This is a genomic window from Paenibacillus sp. UASWS1643, assembly GCF_008693195.1.
GTDB classification, from domain to species: domain Bacteria; phylum Bacillota; class Bacilli; order Paenibacillales; family Paenibacillaceae; genus Paenibacillus; species Paenibacillus amylolyticus_B.
The window spans coordinates 58,156-75,443 of the sequence record NZ_VXKZ01000103.1 but is presented as its reverse complement, the minus strand read 5'-3'; the positions used below and the strand labels follow the sequence as shown (position 1 = coordinate 75,443).

Below are 17,288 nucleotides of genomic sequence, written 5' to 3'. Positions count from 1 at the left end.
CGACAAGTAATAATCCAGATTATCATACCACATCTTCCATATGGAAGAATATGTGGATATATATGATTAAGGCGGGGAGCTACGCCCATGCTGGTTCTATTTTAACGAGAACTGTTCATGGTTCTGCGATAAGCTGCGGGGGTTGTACCGGTTAATTTTTTGAATTGACGGTAAAAATGGGGCAGACTGTCGAACCCGCAAGCATCGGCAACGGCTGCCATCGTCTCATCACTTTGCACCAGATGCTCTTTCGCCATAATGACCCTTCGCGCTAATGCATAATCCGTTAGAGTCATTCCCGTGTATCGTTTGAAGGCACGACTGAAATGGGCAGGTGATACAGAGGCATACTGCGCCAGTTCAGGGAGGGAAAGGCCACTCCGAAGGTTATCGTCAATATGAGAGATCGTAGAAGAGAGCCATGAGGGACCCGGAGCGGATTTACCAGGATTCGCAGGTCCTGCAGCTTCCAGACGTTCCAGAAAAATGAGCAACAGTTGCAGCCTTAACAGAGCCGCATGTGCGCTTAGATGATGACCGAGCTGGAATTCGGTCTGAATATCATCAATAAGGGTGGCGACCTCTGATTGCTCCTCTGTGTTCAGATGCCTCTTATACACGCGTTGTTTACGACAACGTTCAAACAGGCTTAGCAAGGAAGAAGCTGCCCCTCCAGCGGTTGATGCCAGCAAGCCCGGGCTGAAGAACAATGCGGAAGATGTGACAGGATTGCCTGCATCCGGCAAGGCTCGGTGAACCGTGCTGCCTGGAATGATGAACAGGTCTCCTTCTTGCATATTCTCAAGTCCTGTATCAATAAAGATGCTTCCCTGTCCCCGATATACATAGATAATTTCATGCCAGTCGTGAAGGTGATCTGGCAATTCGTTCTGAGGGGATTTGGTGTCGCTGTACACCAGGCGGAACGGTATACCGGATTCTGCTTGAATAGTCGTACGAACAGGTGAACGTTCCATAAAGCTCCTTTCCAGACGATCGTCTTCAACGAGATGACATACCTGGTCATGAGAGAGTATATTTACCGCAATATAAGCAATTTAATTTCCTTTTATTGATGATACAATGAATTTAAAGCGTTTACAATAAAAGGGTGCAGAGCCTTCGAGCTGCATTCCGACAGTACAAATAATCGATGAGGTGAGTGTCCATGTCGGCAAGCACGAAACGGCCAAGGTTGAAGCTGAATTTACTGGGGAGCGATGGTCAGCGCAAGTGCAAGGAGATTATGGAGCGTCCCGTGAAGGTTTTGCAGATTGGAGAAGGTAATTTCTTGCGGGGATTTGCAGACTGGATGCTTCATGAGAGTGCCAGACAAGGCAAATTCCATGGAAGTGTAGCCGTTACCCAACCACGACTGGGAGGCAAAGCCAAGCTGGAGCAGATTCGTGATCAGGACGGATTATATACGATGATTACGCGTGGTCTGTCTCAAGGAAAGCCAGTTGAGCGGACAGAGTTGATCTCCATTTTCTCACAGTGTATCAATCCGTATGAGGAATGGGATACCTTTCTGAACTTGGCGGAACTGCCTTCACTTGAGTTCGTTATTTCCAATACAACCGAATCAGGATTGAAATATATGCAGACAGACTATATCGAGGGTGAACCGGTCCAATCATTTCCGGGGAAATTAACGGTTTTCCTGCATCAGCGATATTTGAAATTTGATGGTGATCCATCCAGAGGTTTGATTCATCTGCCATGCGAGCTGCTTGAAGGCAATGGTGATGTGCTGCGCAGTTGTGTCCTCCGTCATAGTGAGGATTATGGGTATTCGGATGGCTTCCGTTCATGGATCGAGAACCATAATCACTTCTTGAATAATCTGGTAGATCGAATCGTAACAGGTGCGCCGACCCAGGAGGAAGCCGATTCCCTGACAAATCGCTGGGGGTATGAGGACCAGTTGATTAATACGGCAGAGCCATATCATTTCTGGGCCATTCAGGGTGATGAATCATTGGACAAAAAACTTCCTCTCAAGCAGGCAGGTCTTAATGTACATTGGGTGAAAGATCTGAAGCCTTTTCAGGTACGCAAGGTTCGTATTTTGAATGGGGCGCATACCTTAATGTCATCACTAGGTATTCTTCAAGGCAAGCAGCATGTGAGAGAAACAATGGAAGATCCGTATTTTGGCTCATGGATCAGGGAAGCTGTGCATCAGGAGATCGTGCCTGCTCTGGATATGCCCGATTATCAGCTGGACCAGTATGCAGAAGAAGTATTCGAACGGTTCCTTAACCCATATATTAATCACAAATTGCAAGATATTGCTTTGAATACGATCGGAAAATTCAAGGTGCGTGTGCTGCCTACACTTTTGTCTTACGAGCAAAATCAGGGAAGTTGGCCAGAACGTTTAATTCAAGGGTTTGCTGGATTATTGTGTCTCTATCGTCCGGTAAATACGCCAGAAGGTTACAAGGCACAACGACTGAATGGAGAGGACATTCTGCTGCGGGATGACCCGGATGTCCTGGCTGCTTTGGCTGCACACTGGGAAGGTTATGACACGCTTAACAGGAATCAGAACCAACTGGATGACCGGGTAGCGGCTGTGTTGTCGGATACCTTGATCTGGGGCGAAAATCTGGATGCAAGAGAAGGGCTGCGCGCAGCTCTTGTTCGTGAAATCGGATTGTTGGAAGGTGAAGGGAAATGAACACAACAAGTACGATCAATGACTGGATTGCCATTCAACCACAGGACGATGTCATTATAGCGCTTCGGGATTATGCCAAAGGAGAACGCATAACCCTGCCAGACGGCGTTTCTTTTACCTTGTTGGATGACGTGCCCAAAGGGCATAAGATTGCTGTGCATACCCTGGCACCGGGTGATGATGTGATGAAGTATGGTTTCTCCATCGGGATTGCCCAAGAGCAGATCGAGCAGGGAAGCTGGATTCATAGTCACAACCTGAAGACGGGTCTGCACGGATTGCTTGACTATGAGTATCAGCCGGGAGCCCAGGTTCAGACGGACATGCCTCCGGAACATCTGCGCTCATTCGATGGATATTTACGCCCCAATGGTGAAGCAGGTATTCGTAATGAGATCTGGATTGTGAATACGGTTGGATGTATCAATAAAGTGTGTGAAGCATTGGCACGTATGGGTCAATCCCAGTTTGGAAGCCGTGTAGATGGTGTGTTTCACTTTCCACATCCATTCGGGTGTTCACAGCTTGGAGATGATCTGAAGTATACACAACAGCTGCTGGCCTCCTTGGTGGAGCATCCGAATGCAGGAGGCGTGCTCGTCATCGGTCTGGGCTGTGAGAACAATCAGGTCGATGAATTCCGTGAGTGTATTGCTCCGGAATACCGAGGCAAAGTACGGTTTCTCAAAGCGCAGGAAACGGATGACGAGCTTGAGGAAGGGCTTCGACTGATGGAAGAACTTGTGGAGATTGCTGAACATGAACAACGGCAGCCGCTTCCGCTCAGCAAACTCAAAATTGGTTTGAAGTGTGGTGGTTCCGATGGTTTATCCGGCATTACAGCCAATCCGCTGGTCGGTGCAGTTGCTGATATGCTGGTTGCTGCCGGGGGTACGGCCATTCTGACAGAAGTACCGGAGATGTTTGGTGCGGAGACGATCTTAATGAACCGGGCTGCCAATGAGCAGGTATTTCATGATTTGGTGGACCTCGTGAACGGCTTCAAGCAATATTTTGTGAACCATGGCCAGAACATCTATGAGAATCCTTCACCTGGGAATAAGGCTGGTGGCATCACGACCCTGGAGGAAAAGTCACTTGGATGTACGCAAAAGGGAGGACGTTCTTCCGTAGTCGACGTTCTGCGCTATGGCAAACGTGTAACTCAAACCGGTCTGAACATTGTAGAAGCACCGGGCAATGACCTGGTGTCTGTAACGGCACTGTCTGCGGCGGGTGCACATATTGTGCTCTTCACAACAGGGCGGGGGACTCCCTTCGGAGGTCCGGTACCTACCGTCAAGATTGCGACCCAATCCGATCTGGCGAATCGCAAAAAACACTGGATTGATTTCAACGCAGGCCAGCTGTTGGAGGGGCAGACGATGGATGAGGTCAAAGTACAGCTGTTCAGCCAGCTGATTGACATTGCTTCAGGACGGTCCCATACACTCAGTGAGCAGCATGGATTCCGGGAGATTGCCATATTCAAGGATGGCGTAATTCTCTAAATCCATTCTGTATAGAGGCTTTTAATTGTTTGGGTTACATTATAATATGATGAACCACAGCCAATTCCGGTTGAAATCTGCACTACAACCGGGATTGGCTTTATTTAGATTCCACGGATGTCAAGGGTTTTGGAGATGCTTGATAATGCGGCAGGTGAAGCATGTTGCTGTAGTTGCGCAGTTAACAGTTCACGTGCCTCTTCTATGCTGCCTTCAAATGGCTTAATGTCATGACGTTGCATCCAGTGATCTGCGGTTTCATATGCGGAGCTGTTCCATGCAACTTTGCCTTCTGCGAGCCCCTCTTTTTCTTTGGTTCCACTGATCACAATGGCTGCACAGCCCTGAAGGTCCAGAAGTCCACGGTCAAATGTTTTTTTGTCCTCTTTTGCCCCGAAACCGGCTTGTGATCGCAAGGCACGTCCATCAATGCCTTCCTGTTCTGCAACTAACGCATGGAGTTTGAACGCTTCACGGGAGAGCAGACCCGCTTCATACTGTTCCTTGATGGTTCTGGAATCGGCCAGCAGTCGGTGTACCCAAGGGAAGTATTCAGATGAGACAAGAAGCGCTTTCTTTTTGACAAATTTTCCATATGCAGCAATGCCCTCTTCAGCCAGGCGTGAACGCCATAACCAGGGATCGAATTCATCATCCTTGTGCCAATGCTCTTTGGGGGTTAGCGATGACAAAGAAGGATATTCGGCAAATAGTGGTGCCAGAGGCAGCAGCCCTATTGACTGGATACGCTGTACTGCTTCTTCGTACGTTATAACGGCTTCATATGTCATGATATCAGTAGGCTCCTTTTTGTGTGTAGTCAGGCTACGACTTGGTTGAAGCAAGGTATCTCCGGCTCACTTCCTCGGCATGCTGACGAATCTCACTTCGAAGTTGGAGGGGTTCGACCACTTCGGCTTCACGTCCCAATCGGTAAAAGAATCGTACGGCCCAGTCCCATTCCCCTGGTGGACAAAGGAATGATAATTCCCAGAGATCCGGGGCAATTTCAATCATCTTTTCACCAATATGCTCGTCCTGTTCGGCTTCAATCATTCCCCGATAACTCAGTTGTGCCTTAACCAGGGTTGGCGGCTGTTCTGGAGGGATCGGCTTGCTCTGCTGTTGATCCACCTGTTCGTTAAGCACCTGTGCATCCTGTGGTTCGATCGCTTTGACATCGATAATTCGGTCAACCCGGAAGAGACGCTGTTCACCATGTTCGAGGGAATATGCTTCACAGTACCAGAAGCCGGAGGAAGCATATACCCGTGCGGGACAGATATGCAACCATCGCTGACGCGATACGGAGCGATACAGCACACTGAGCCACTCGTGTTCGGGTATGCATGCCAGCAATGCGTCCAGATGAGGAAGAATGTAATTGCGGTCTGGAATATGATGATGCAGCTGTTTGAGCATGGGATCAATTCGCGACATAATATCATCCGGAATGATGGCCTTAACTTTGTTCATCAGGGTCCAGCGTTTCTCATGAAAGGGTGTGTCGGCGTAGCGACTTAGACCTTCAAGAGCGAATAGGAGCGTCGCTGCTTCTACCGGGTCCAGCTGTAATGGGGGTAAAACGTAACCCTCCATCAGTCTGAAACCGCCTCCCGGACCGGAAATGGCAATAATGGGCACATTCATCTCGGAGAGGGACTGAATATCCCGAAGAATCGTGCGACGGGAAACTTCAAATTTCTCACCTAATGAGTGTGCCGTTTCGTGACCATGCTGTAATGCCATTACGATGGCAGCAAGCCGATTTGTTCTGTTCATGTCAGCCACTCCGTTTCGATCTGCGCCGCCGGAAAGTGAAGTCGTAGTTATATTTCTATTGTAACAAAGAATAAGTGACATCATGAGTGTCACCAATATTTCAACTGTTCATTATTTTATAATGGATCAGCATCAGAATTCACAAGCATGTTCCGGCAGGCTTTGTTAAAATGTGTTTCTCGTCCAATTCGCTTTGCATACTGATATTTCCTTCTATCAAAAAGACCACAGATCATGCCAAAAACCCGCATCCGGTGTAGACGGATACGGGAAGTAGCAGCTTTTGGCTTACAGAAGACGATAAAGGTCTGAAATCTATACCAATATCCTCGCTGAAGACAATAACAAGTATAAAAGGAATGAAAATGTGACACTTTGTATCACAGGTATTTCTATCACATTATATTATTCCGAATGATTTCAATGAAGTGAAATCGCTTATTTCATTTCGAGCAGTTGCACTCCACGGGCTTCAATCTCAACACTTCCCGAAAGCTCACGATTGGTGAGCAGATCATGTGCTTTAGCAGTTCCCAGATCATAGGATTGCGTGGTTGCGTTATGGTTCATGACAAACAGGTACGGTTTACCGTCTTTGGTCCGTGCGCTTACTTCAACACCTTCTGGTGTCTCAAGCAAGGACTCTACGTTCTTGGCTGCTGCAAGCTGTCCCAGCAAACCATCCAGGAAGCGCTCATCCGGGTCGGATGCAACGTACCAGGCTTCACCTTGACCAAAGGTATTACGTGTCACGACAGGCATGCCTTTATAAAAGTCGTCTCCATACTCTGCGATGACTTCGGCTCCTTCACTGTGCAGCAGGTCACACAGCATGCCGCAGCCATACTCTCCTTGAAGATCACCGTACGTTTCTTTGAGGACAATGCGGTTCTTTTGCTCAGGCAGCAGGGCATCAATCTCTTCCACCCAGATTCCGAGCAGTTTACGGAGTTCTCCCGGATATCCACCTGTAGTCACGAGATCGTTCTCGTTCACAATGCCACTGAAGAAGGTCGTCAGGAATGTTCCGCCTGCTTCAACATACTTCTCCAGTTTGGTGGCAAACCCTGGTTTTACCATGTAAAGGACAGGGGCAAGGACAATGTCGTATTTGCTCATATCCGTATCCACACTGATGATATCTACCTGGATATTGCGACGGAAGAAGGCTGCGTAGTATTTATGGATCTGATCCACATAGTTCAGGGCAACCGTAGGTCCGCTTGATTTTTCGATGGCCCACCAGTTATCCCAGTCGAACACAATCGCTACTTTGGATTCAACAGATGCATCCAGCGTGGTATCTCCAAGGATCTGCAATTCCTTACCCAAATCAGCGACTTCGCGGAATACACGTGTGTTCTCATGTCCAGCATGCTCAATAACTGCACCATGATACTTCTCACAGGCACCGATGGAGCGGCGAAGCTGGAAGAACATAATGGTATCGGCCCCGTGCGCCACAGATTGATAACTCCACAGACGCATGACACCTGGACGTTTCAGTGAGTTATACGGCTGCCAGTTCTGCTGACTTGGTGTTTGCTCCATCAGCATGAACGGTTGACCATCCTTCAGTCCGCGCATAAGGTCATGAGCCATTGCCGTGAAGCTGACAGGAGTGGCGAGACCAGGATAACTGTCCCAGGAGACGATATCCAAATATTTTGCCCATTTGAAATAGTCCAATTGTTTGAAGAATCCCATCAGATTGGTAGTAACGACGGAGTCCGGAATGTGTTTTTTGATCGCATCGTATTCCAACAGATAACAATCCAACATGCTGTCTGAGTTGAAGCGAGAGTAGTCCAGCGAGATTCCCTGGAACGTTGAATTATTGTTACCCCAATGTTCGCTCAGGTTGCTTGGTAATACAATCTCGTCCCAATCGTAGAAGGTATGCCCCCAGAAATTCGTGTTCCATGCTTTGTTGACCTGTTCCAGAGTCTGATAGCGTTCTTTCAGATACACGCGGAACGCTTTCTCACAGTTGTCACAGTAGCACTCACCGCCATATTCGTTGGAGATGTGCCATACGAGAACCGCAGGGTGATCCTTGTATCGTTCGGCCAGTTTATCTGCAATCTTCTCAGCGTATTTGCGATAGGTCGGGCTGTTGGGACAGGAATTATGGCGCCCACCGAATTTGCGTTTGCGTCCATCGGCATCTACACGAAGCACGTCTGGATATTTCTTTGCCATCCAAGCCGGATGGGCAGCAGTGCTTGTTGCAAGGCATATATAGACACCATTTTCATATAAACGATTAATTAGTTGGTCGAGTTCTTCAAAACGGTAAGTAACTTCATCAGGCTGAATCAATGCCCATGAAAATACGTTGATCGTGGCAATATCAATGCCCGCCAATTGGAACATGCGCAGGTCTTCAAGGTGGGTTTCGTGATCCCACTGTTCCGGGTTATAATCGCCCCCGTAGAACATTTTGGGCAGTTTGCTGCTAATCAATGTGTTCACCTCTTGTATAAGAATAATCCTATACTATATGATACATATGACTTTTAAAATATAATAAAAGTAATGACTCATATAAGAATACGGAAGTGTATTTCAGCTTATACCCAAGGAGGCATCCCATGTTTATCTCCCCCCGACATCAACGATATTTCATGACATCACGTGATCAACCGCTGCCCCTTTATATTGAGAGCCTGGGTTATAACGGCAATCAGGAGAAGGTGTCCAGACCTGTGGGGTATCCATGTTACCACTGGCTTCAGACCGTGAAGGGAGCCGGAGAATTCAAGTTTGCCGGGTCCACGGTCATACTGGGGGAAGCATCAGGTATTTTGCTGCCACCGAATGAACCGCATGAATATGTGCGCGCTCAAGGAGAGTGGGAGACCCTTTACATAACATTTGGCGGTTCCCAGTGTCCGGCAATCTTGGAGTCACTTAGTCTGGGTGAAGCGGCGTTCCATCAGTGGGAGCAGAGCAGCCCGTTCAACGATTACGGCCAGGAAGTGCTGGATTCGATCAGAAGTGATCAGGATTTGTCGGGACTCGAGGCGTCAGCGGATATATACCGATTTCTGATTTTGCTCAAAAAACATGGCATGACGGGCAATCGTTCTTCCATCTCACATGCCGTGGAGAGACTCGCTCCGCTCATTGCATTCATGGAACAGCATTATGCGAATCCCGAGATTGGGCTCGAACATATGGCTGACCTCACTGGGATCTCATCCAGACATCTGAACACCTTGTTCAAGCAGTCCTTTGGCATGACAGCCTACAGTTATTTCATTTTGCTGCGCATTCGCAAAGCCAAGGAAATCATGACCGCAGACCATAGACCCACGATTAGGGAAACTGCAGTTAGGGTAGGGTTTCGCGATGCAAGCCATTTTGTAGCAACCTTTCGCAGGATTGAGGGGGTGACTCCTGAACAGTTCCGTAATTTGTACTAACATGTACCCAAATGAACAAAAAGTGATGCCAGGAAGGTATTGATGCGTTAGGGTCATTACCGTTATGATGGTATCGATTCCTGAGATTCGAAAACGTTTAAACGGACCCATGTATCCGTTCTATTTGGAGAGGATGATTGAAGATGACAACAACTATACCCTTATGGGATCATGCTGCACCTTATGCAGCCCAGGGCCATGAAGACGAAATGCCACATTTGATTCCATTTATTCACCCTGGTTCAGAGAGCGCTGTCATTGTGTGTCCAGGTGGCGGTTATGGATTTTTGGCTGATCATGAAGGTGCTCCAATAGCTGAATTGTTGAACCGTGCAGGTATAAGTGCATTTGTCCTGAAATATCGGGTGGCGCCTCACCAGCATCCTGCACCGATAACAGATGGTCAGCGTGCCATACGTTATGTTCGTGCGCATGCTGAGCAGTATGGTATCAACCCTGCCAAGATTGCAGTACTCGGTTTCTCCGCAGGCGGACATCTCACAGCAACATTGGGAACGCTGTATGACGAGGGACAACCGGATCATGAGGACCTCATTGAACGCCAGAGTTCACGCCCGGACCGAGTTATTCTCTGTTATCCGGTAATTACGATGGAGTCCTATGGACATGCCGGTTCCCGTGAGAATTTGCTTGGGTCTGATGCGTCTGCCGAGCAGATCAAGGCTTTCAGTGCGGAGCAGCAGGTGAGAGCGGATGCTCCTGAAGCGTTCATCTGGCACACCAGCGCTGACCAGGCAGTGCCTGTAGAGAATAGCTTGCGTTATGCACTTGCATTGGGCGAGCATGGCATTCCCTATGATTTGCACGTTTTTGAAAAAGGTTCACATGGTCTTGGATTGGCTGAGGACAACCATGCGATTCGGGTATGGTCGGATCTGTGTCTCACATGGCTCAAGAATCAAGGCTGGTAATTTTTCTGGCCGGTATCAAGTGAACGGTTCTGACTAATCGAGTAATCCGTATATTAGCGCTTTGAAGCGAAGGAGAAAATAACGATGAAATTGCAAAAAAACGACAAGCTTTTGTTTATCGGGGATTCGATTACAGATTGTGGTCGGGAGCACCCTGTAGGTGAAGGCAGTTCAGGTCTGGGCCATGGTTACGTAGCGCAAGTGTATGCCCTCTTGCGGTCCATCTATCCGGAATTGATGTTGCGTGTCCAAAATGTGGGTAATGGTGGAAATACGATTCGTGATCTGAAACAGCGCTGGGATCGTGATGTGCTTGACCTTAAACCGGACTGGCTGACGATCATGATTGGCATTAATGATGTATGGCGTCAGTTCGACAACCCATTGTCAACAGACTCACATGTGTTTCTTGAAGAATACGAATCCACATTGCGTGAACTGGTGGCTTCGGTTCGTCCCAACCTGAAAGGTCTGGTACTAATGACGCCTTATTATCTTGAGGCCAATCCGGAAGATCCGATGCGGGCAACGATGGATATCTACGGAGAAGCGGTACGCAGGGTAGCCAGTGAGTATGATGCGGTGTATGTGGATACACAGGCTGCATTTGCTCCATTTTGGGATCATTTCTATACGTCTGTGTTGACTTATGACCGGGTACATCCAGATGCAACGGGCCATATGGTACTGTCCAAAGCATTCTTGGATGCCATCGGATTCGAATGGTCAGGCGGCGTCAAATCTGAATAAGGACGTGATGGCATGAGCGACGTAACTGTAGCAGTACAAACCCCGGCATTACTGGGGGAAGGTCCAAGCTGGGATGCGGAGAACAATCGATTATTGTGGGTAGATATTGAAAGCTTTAAGGTGCATGTGTATGATCCGGCTACAGGGCAGGATCAGGCTTATGATGTCGGTGAACATGTCGGGGCTGTTGTTCCCTATCGTGGTGACGAAGTCGTGGTTGCTTTACGCAGTGGATTCCATACGTATCACTTGCATACGGGTGAGCTGCATGCCATTGAGGACCCCGAACAAGATAAGGATACCAATCGTTTTAATGATGGAAAATGTGATGCGAAGGGTCGCTTCTGGGCAGGCACGATGAGCATGAATAATGAAAGCAAAGCCGGATCGTTGTATTGTTTGGAGCAAGGGCAACCCGTTCGCACAATGGTACAAGGTGTGTCCACATCCAATGGCCTGGGCTGGAGTCCGGATCGGCAGACCATGTATTACATTGATACCCCAACACGTTCTATTGACCGGTTTGATTTTGATCTGACGGCAGGTACGATACAAAATCGGACAAGTGTCATTCACATACCGGAGGAATTCGGTTTTCCGGATGGGATGACGGTTGATGGTGAGGGCATGCTGTGGGTTGCGCACTGGGGCGGAGGAAGAGTCACACGCTGGAACCCACATACATCAGAACTGTTGCAACAGATCGAGGTGCCGGCAGATCAGGTAACATCCTGCTGTTTTGGTGGACCGGATCTCGAAGAGTTATACATTACAACAGCACGAATAGGGATTAAGGAAGAACGTCTGAAAGAGACACCGGATGCGGGCTCACTTTTTGTCATCAGACCGGGGGTTAAAGGGCAGGAGACTCACACTTATGGTAGCCAGAAATAAACAGGAGCCTATGTAGTGAACCTTAGTGAACTTCTGTCTGGTTTGCCAGGTAAGAAACAATTTCATTTTTTACTCTTATATAAAATGTACAAAGGTGCTGTTCTAACAGCATCTTTTTTTGTTGTATAAACAAGTTTAAACACTGAAAAAAATTTACAAAAATCGGAATTTCGACAGAGGGGTTTAGAGATTGCCAGCGAATGTTATTTATTGAAAGTATTATCCAGATAACCACGAATCAAGAACAATTATGTAAGCGCTTAAAAATATGACTGGAAGGGGGTGAGGCTTCTTGTATCGAGGGATGCATTGATTCGTCTGGCACGCCATCATCAGCACGATGAGACAGCGGGGATAGACCGAAATGCAGTAACCAAGTAGAAGAGGAGGATAAGTTGATATGAGAAAGTTTATGGGGAAATTGCGAATGATGGGTCTGACGGTTGCCGTAGTAACCGCCTCGCTGGGAGGACTTGCTGGAACAACAGCGGCGGCACCAAGTGAAGCCTATGAGTGGAAAAATGTGGTGACGGGTGCAGGAGGCGGGTTTGTACCAGGCATTATTTTCAACGAGTCGGAAAAGGATCTGATCTATGCCCGTACGGATATCGGGGGAGCCTATCGCTGGAATGCGGCTGACGAGAGGTGGATACCCTTAACGGATTTTGTCGGCTGGGATGACTGGAACAAGAATGGTGTGGACGCACTGGCTACGGACCCGGTTGATCCTGATCGTGTGTATATGGCAGTTGGGACGTATACGAATTCGTGGGACCAAAATAATGGCTCCATCTTACGCTCTACGGACCGGGGAGATACATGGCAGACCACAACACTTCCGTTCAAAGTGGGCGGCAACATGCCGGGACGTTCAATGGGAGAACGCCTGACCGTGGACCCGAATGACAACAGTATTCTGTATTTCGGTGCACGAAGTGGTCATGGGTTATGGAAAAGTACCGATTACGGTGTGACCTGGAACGAAGTCACAAGCTTCCCGAATCCGGGAAATTATGTGCAAGATCCTTCGAATGAATATACCAGTGACATCGTAGGTCTGGCATGGATTACGTTTGACAAAACAACAGGTTCGGCAGGGCAAGCAACCCAGACAATCTATGTGGGTGTTGCGGATAAAGCTCAAAGCGTGTATCGCAGCACAAATGGCGGCCTGACCTGGTCAGCTGTTGCTGGTCAACCCACAGGTTATATCCCGCATCATGGTGTGTTTGATTCAGACGGAAGCCTCTATATTACGTACAGCGATGGTGTTGGACCTTATGATGGGGAAAAAGGTGACGTGTGGAAACTGAACACGTCGACAGGTGTCTGGACCAACATCAGCCCTGTTCCAAGCAGCAGCACGGATAATTATTTTGGATATGGCGGATTGGCTGTTGATGCCCAGAATCCCGGTACATTGATGGTTGCGACATTAAATTCCTGGTGGCCTGATGCCACCTTGTTCCGCAGTACAGATGGGGGAGCGACATGGACACGCATATGGGAATTTGAAGGATATCCGAACCGGAAGTTACGTTATACACAGGATATTTCGGCAGCGCCATGGCTCACATTTGGCACCAATCCTGCCCCACCCGAAACAACCCCGAAACTGGGCTGGATGATCGGTGATCTGGAGATTGATCCGTTTGATTCGGATCGCATGATGTATGGAACGGGTGCTACGATCTATGGAACGAAGAACCTGACAGACTGGGATAATGATGAAAAAATCAATATTTCAGTGATGGCGAAAGGGGTTGAGGAGATTGCCGTACTCGATCTGATCAGCCCGCCAAGTGGTGCACATTTGATAAGCGGGGTGGGGGATGTCTCCGGATTCCGTCATAACAATCTGGACCAGGCGCCAGCTACCATATTTACGAGCCCGAACTATTCTTCCACAGAAAGTCTGGATTTTGCAGAGTTAAGTCCAAATACGATGGTTCGCGTAGGTAAAGCAGATTATGCTGCTGATCCAAATGCAAAATCCATTGGTTTGTCGAGTGATGGGGGGACTACGTGGTATAAGGCCAATGCAGAACCTGCCGGCACAACCGGAGGGGGGACTGTAGCCATCTCTGCGAATGGTAACCGACTGGTGTGGAGCACATCAGACAAAGGTGTACATTACTCGACTGGCGGCAATTCCTGGACGGCAAGTACGGGGATACCTGCACAGGCAAAAGTGATTTCGGATCGTGTCAATCCAAATAAATTTTATGGATTTGCAGGGGGTAAAATCTATGTGAGTGTGAATGGTGGCGCTACCTTCACGGCATCACCTGCGACCGGACTTCCGATGGAAGGAAATGCCGATCTGGATGCCGTTCCAGGTGTTGAAGGCGAACTCTGGTTTGCTGGTGGTAGTGAGGAGGAAGGTCCTTACGGATTATGGCATTCTACGGATTCGGGAGCGACATTCACAAAGCTTGCCAATGTAGAGGAAGCAGACAGTATCGGATTTGGTAAAGCGGCCCCTGGGCAGAGCGTTGTTGCGTTATACACGGTAGCACAGATCGATGGAACACGTGGATTCTTCCGCTCCGATGACGGTGGTGCCAATTGGGTTCGTATCAATGATGATCAGCATCAGTATGCTCGTGTAACTACTATTACGGGTGATCCGCGTTTGTATGGAAGAGTATATCTCGGAACAAATGGCCGCGGAATTTTGTATGCTGACCGTGTTGGAGGTAACAATGGCGGAGGAGACGGCGGGGGTACACCAGTGACCAACTCTGCGATTACACCGGTTACAGCCGAATTTGATCGCAAAGCAGGCAATCAGGTTAATATTCCAGTCACGTTAACACTGAACGGCAATACACTTGTATCCATTCGTAACGGGAATGCAACGCTGGTCTCAGGTACAGATTACACGTTGACAGGCAATGAGGTCGTATTAAGTAAAAACTACCTGGCTTCACTGCCAAATGGCGCAGCGACGCTAACCTTTCAATTCAGCGCAGGCGCTCCTGTGACCTTGAAACTGCTCATTAAAGACACGACAGCTGCACCTGTTGGAACCATACGTATTGAGATGTTTAACAGCAACACTTCAGCAACGGGCAGCTCGATGAGTCCCAAATTCAAACTGACAAATACGGGTACTACAGCCTTGAATCTGTCTGATGTGAACATCAGATACTATTACACGATAAACGGTGAACAGCCCCAGAACTTCTTCGCTGACTGGGCGACTGCTGGCAGTGCGAATGTAACAGGCACGTTCAGTGCACTCAATCCAGTTCGGACAGGTGCTGACCACGTGCTTGAGATTGGATTCACAGCTTCCGCTGGAACTCTGAATGCAGGACAAAGCACGGAAATCCATACGCGCATCTCCAAGAACAATTGGACCAACTATACGCAAACGGATGATTATTCTTTTGCGGGTAGTCAGACTTCCTATACGGACTGGTCCAAAGTCACCGGTTATATCGCGGGAAGTCTTCAATGGGGAATTGAACCATAAGTGAGTGATTTAACGAAATAGGATTTAAATAGGGGTCCTGATTCGCCAAATGATCAAATGGCGAGTCGGGGCTTCTTATTTTGTCGAAATATAGTGTAAACTATAGATAGTTACCATTGCTTAAAAGATCGTTTTAAGATATAAAAAGATGTACAATCAATTTAAAATTAATGTAACCGCTAACACTGGAAAGTGTTTATAACCGATATATAATAGTTGGTATAGCCTGTACAGATATAGAGGAAAGATTAGACAAGGGGGTCGCGATCATGAACCGGTTGTGCAAGGTGCTGATTGTTGACGATGAGTTTCTGGTAAGACAGGGCATAAAGCACCATATGAACTGGGAAGCGGAAGGATTTATCATTGTGGGTGAAGCTTCCAACGGTGAAGAAGGATTACAGCAGGTGAACCTGTTAAAACCGGATATTGTGATCACCGACATTGTCATGCCTGTCATGGATGGGGAAACGTTTGTCCGTACACTAAAAGCCAGTAATCCGCAGATTGAAGTTATTGTTCTTAGCAGCTTCAGTGAATTCGAGTATGTACGTTCAACGCTTCAGCACGGGGCAGCCGATTATATACTGAAACCCAAGCTGGATACAAATGAATTATTGCAAGTCCTTCAACGCACAGCGGGTAAAATTCCGGAGCTACAGTTCGAGCCGTCGCACGATGGCTGGAGACTTGGACAACTGATGGAGAAGATGCTGTCCGGATTTACACTGGATGAAGATAGCGAAATGCCGATCATTCGAGATACCTTTCCGTATGAATCCTTTCGCTTGCTTGTGTATAAACCCGTGGGTGCTGGAGGGAATCCACTGAAGATGGATCAGGAACAGATTGAATCCAAGCTCCGCAGTGATCTGCCTGAAGTAGAATGTGCAATGGTTCCCGCAGAGGGTACATTACCTGTGATGCTTCTTAATGTCGATCCTGTGAGAGATGAATGGATGCTTGAACGGATCAGACAGTTGGCCAGTGAAAATGCAGCAGGAGAAGACAGTCCTGGTTGGGTGCTTAGTGAAAGCTTTACTTCATTTGAACAGATGGGTGTTGTTTACCGGGAACGCCTGATTAAGCTGATTGAATATCGCTTCTATTATAAGGATCGACCAATCCTGGTGTATGGTGAACTGCCTCCAATGCATCCCGCAGGTTACCAGTTTAATGTGAATATGTTTTTGCAGCATGTGAAGCGTAACCGGGTCGAAGCGGCAAAGGAGTATTTACAGGATCATGCAAAAACACTTGGACGGGATTATATTGCCGATGTGTTTGAGATCAAATCATTTCTCGGTAACTTGATCTTCAACGTGACCATTACCCTCGCGGATATGGATGTCCAGTCCGCCGGGCTGGAAGAGAGCAAATATACGTATTTTAAAAATGTGGACGGGGCTTCAAGTCTGGACGAAGTTATGACTGTGCTTGACCAATTCATGACGGAAGTTCAGGAGTGCACCGTTGGTGCGGGTGGAAAACGAAGTGATCCCAACATGAAGATGCTGCTGGATTACATGCATGAGCACTTTGATCAGCCGCTCGGGCTTGCTGAAGTAGCCAAGCATTTCCATTTTAATCCATCGTATTTATCAAGTTATTTCTCATCTCACAAAAAAGAAGGATTTAATGAATACTTAAATAAAATTCGGATAGAAAAAGCCGAGGAATTGCTCCGATCCGATGATGTAACGATCTCTGAGATTAGCAGTATGGTAGGCTATTCCGATCATAGTTACTTTTGCAAAGTGTTCAAAAAATTCACCGGATTATCACCAAGCCGATACCGGCGCAAATTCTGGGCATAAAGTCAGA

12 protein-coding genes are annotated in these 17,288 nt (G+C 47.8%); 8 read left to right on the top strand and 4 right to left on the bottom strand.

Annotation, left to right across the window (positions count from 1 at the left end; all coding sequences use genetic code 11):
* Positions 1-101: 101 nt before the first annotated feature.
* Entirely contained in the window at positions 102-977 is an 876-nt protein-coding gene (locus tag FE296_RS10265) for an AraC family transcriptional regulator (protein ID WP_150364898.1), read from the bottom strand.
* 191 nt (positions 978-1,168) lie between these two features.
* Here FE296_RS10265 and FE296_RS10260 point away from each other — a divergent pair, with 191 nt between their 5' ends.
* On the top strand, positions 1,169-2,686 hold the full coding sequence (locus tag FE296_RS10260) for a tagaturonate reductase (protein WP_150364897.1): 1,518 nt from the start codon (positions 1,169-1,171) through the stop codon (positions 2,684-2,686).
* Complete coding sequence (locus FE296_RS10255) at positions 2,683-4,197, top strand: UxaA family hydrolase (protein WP_190945121.1); 1,515 nt, start codon at positions 2,683-2,685, stop codon at positions 4,195-4,197. The genes FE296_RS10260 and FE296_RS10255 overlap by 4 nt, the downstream gene beginning before the upstream one ends.
* A gap of 104 nt (positions 4,198-4,301) precedes the next feature.
* Here FE296_RS10255 and FE296_RS10250 read toward each other — a convergent pair whose 3' ends face one another.
* From FE296_RS10250 to FE296_RS10240, 3 genes are all read right to left on the bottom strand, one after another.
* Positions 4,302-4,988, bottom strand: coding sequence for an AlkZ-related protein (locus FE296_RS10250; RefSeq protein WP_150364896.1), 687 nt, complete (start codon positions 4,986-4,988; stop codon positions 4,302-4,304).
* Between the two features lie 34 nt (positions 4,989-5,022).
* Positions 5,023-5,979: a helix-turn-helix transcriptional regulator gene (locus FE296_RS10245; protein WP_150364895.1), complete on the bottom strand. Its 957-nt coding sequence runs from the start codon at positions 5,977-5,979 to the stop codon at positions 5,023-5,025.
* Positions 5,980-6,417: 438 nt separating this feature from the next.
* A complete protein-coding gene (locus tag FE296_RS10240) occupies positions 6,418-8,445 on the bottom strand; it encodes a beta-galactosidase (protein WP_150364894.1) in 2,028 nt (675 codons plus the stop codon).
* A 128-nt stretch (positions 8,446-8,573) separates the two neighbouring features.
* Here FE296_RS10240 and FE296_RS10235 point away from each other — a divergent pair, with 128 nt between their 5' ends.
* From FE296_RS10235 to FE296_RS10210, 6 genes are all read left to right on the top strand, one after another.
* Complete coding sequence (locus tag FE296_RS10235) at positions 8,574-9,407, top strand: AraC family transcriptional regulator (RefSeq protein ID WP_124114031.1); 834 nt, start codon at positions 8,574-8,576, stop codon at positions 9,405-9,407.
* A gap of 143 nt (positions 9,408-9,550) precedes the next feature.
* Positions 9,551-10,339, top strand: a complete 789-nt coding sequence (locus FE296_RS10230) for an alpha/beta hydrolase (RefSeq protein WP_091017368.1) — start codon at positions 9,551-9,553, stop codon at positions 10,337-10,339.
* 84 nt (positions 10,340-10,423) lie between these two features.
* Positions 10,424-11,089 (top strand): SGNH/GDSL hydrolase family protein, encoded by a 666-nt coding sequence (locus tag FE296_RS10225; RefSeq protein ID WP_047842445.1) that lies wholly within the window; start codon positions 10,424-10,426, stop codon positions 11,087-11,089.
* Between the two features lie 12 nt (positions 11,090-11,101).
* Positions 11,102-11,983, top strand: coding sequence for an SMP-30/gluconolactonase/LRE family protein (locus FE296_RS10220; RefSeq protein WP_150364893.1), 882 nt, complete (start codon positions 11,102-11,104; stop codon positions 11,981-11,983).
* A 400-nt stretch (positions 11,984-12,383) separates the two neighbouring features.
* Positions 12,384-15,464, top strand: coding sequence for a X2-like carbohydrate binding domain-containing protein (locus tag FE296_RS10215; protein WP_150364892.1), 3,081 nt, complete (start codon positions 12,384-12,386; stop codon positions 15,462-15,464).
* Between the two features lie 269 nt (positions 15,465-15,733).
* Positions 15,734-17,281 (top strand): response regulator transcription factor, encoded by a 1,548-nt coding sequence (locus FE296_RS10210; protein WP_150364891.1) that lies wholly within the window; start codon positions 15,734-15,736, stop codon positions 17,279-17,281.
* The last annotated feature ends 7 nt before the right edge of the window (positions 17,282-17,288 follow it).

Excerpts from the sequence above, each read along its gene's own strand:
- FE296_RS10235 (WP_124114031.1), top strand. The coding sequence starts at position 8,574 with ATGTTTATCTCCCCCCGACATCAACGATATTTCATGACATCACGTGAT.
- FE296_RS10230 (WP_091017368.1), top strand. The coding sequence starts at position 9,551 with ATGACAACAACTATACCCTTATGGGATCATGCTGCACCTTATGCAGCC.
- FE296_RS10225 (WP_047842445.1), top strand. The coding sequence starts at position 10,424 with ATGAAATTGCAAAAAAACGACAAGCTTTTGTTTATCGGGGATTCGATT.
- FE296_RS10265 (WP_150364898.1), bottom strand. The coding sequence starts at position 977 with ATGGAACGTTCACCTGTTCGTACGACTATTCAAGCAGAATCCGGTATA.
- FE296_RS10250 (WP_150364896.1), bottom strand. The coding sequence starts at position 4,988 with ATGACATATGAAGCCGTTATAACGTACGAAGAAGCAGTACAGCGTATC.
- FE296_RS10260 (WP_150364897.1), top strand. The coding sequence starts at position 1,169 with ATGTCGGCAAGCACGAAACGGCCAAGGTTGAAGCTGAATTTACTGGGG.
- FE296_RS10210 (WP_150364891.1), top strand. The coding sequence starts at position 15,734 with ATGAACCGGTTGTGCAAGGTGCTGATTGTTGACGATGAGTTTCTGGTA.
- FE296_RS10220 (WP_150364893.1), top strand. The coding sequence starts at position 11,102 with ATGAGCGACGTAACTGTAGCAGTACAAACCCCGGCATTACTGGGGGAA.
- FE296_RS10215 (WP_150364892.1), top strand. The coding sequence starts at position 12,384 with ATGAGAAAGTTTATGGGGAAATTGCGAATGATGGGTCTGACGGTTGCC.
- FE296_RS10245 (WP_150364895.1), bottom strand. The coding sequence starts at position 5,979 with ATGAACAGAACAAATCGGCTTGCTGCCATCGTAATGGCATTACAGCAT.
- FE296_RS10255 (WP_190945121.1), top strand. The coding sequence starts at position 2,683 with ATGAACACAACAAGTACGATCAATGACTGGATTGCCATTCAACCACAG.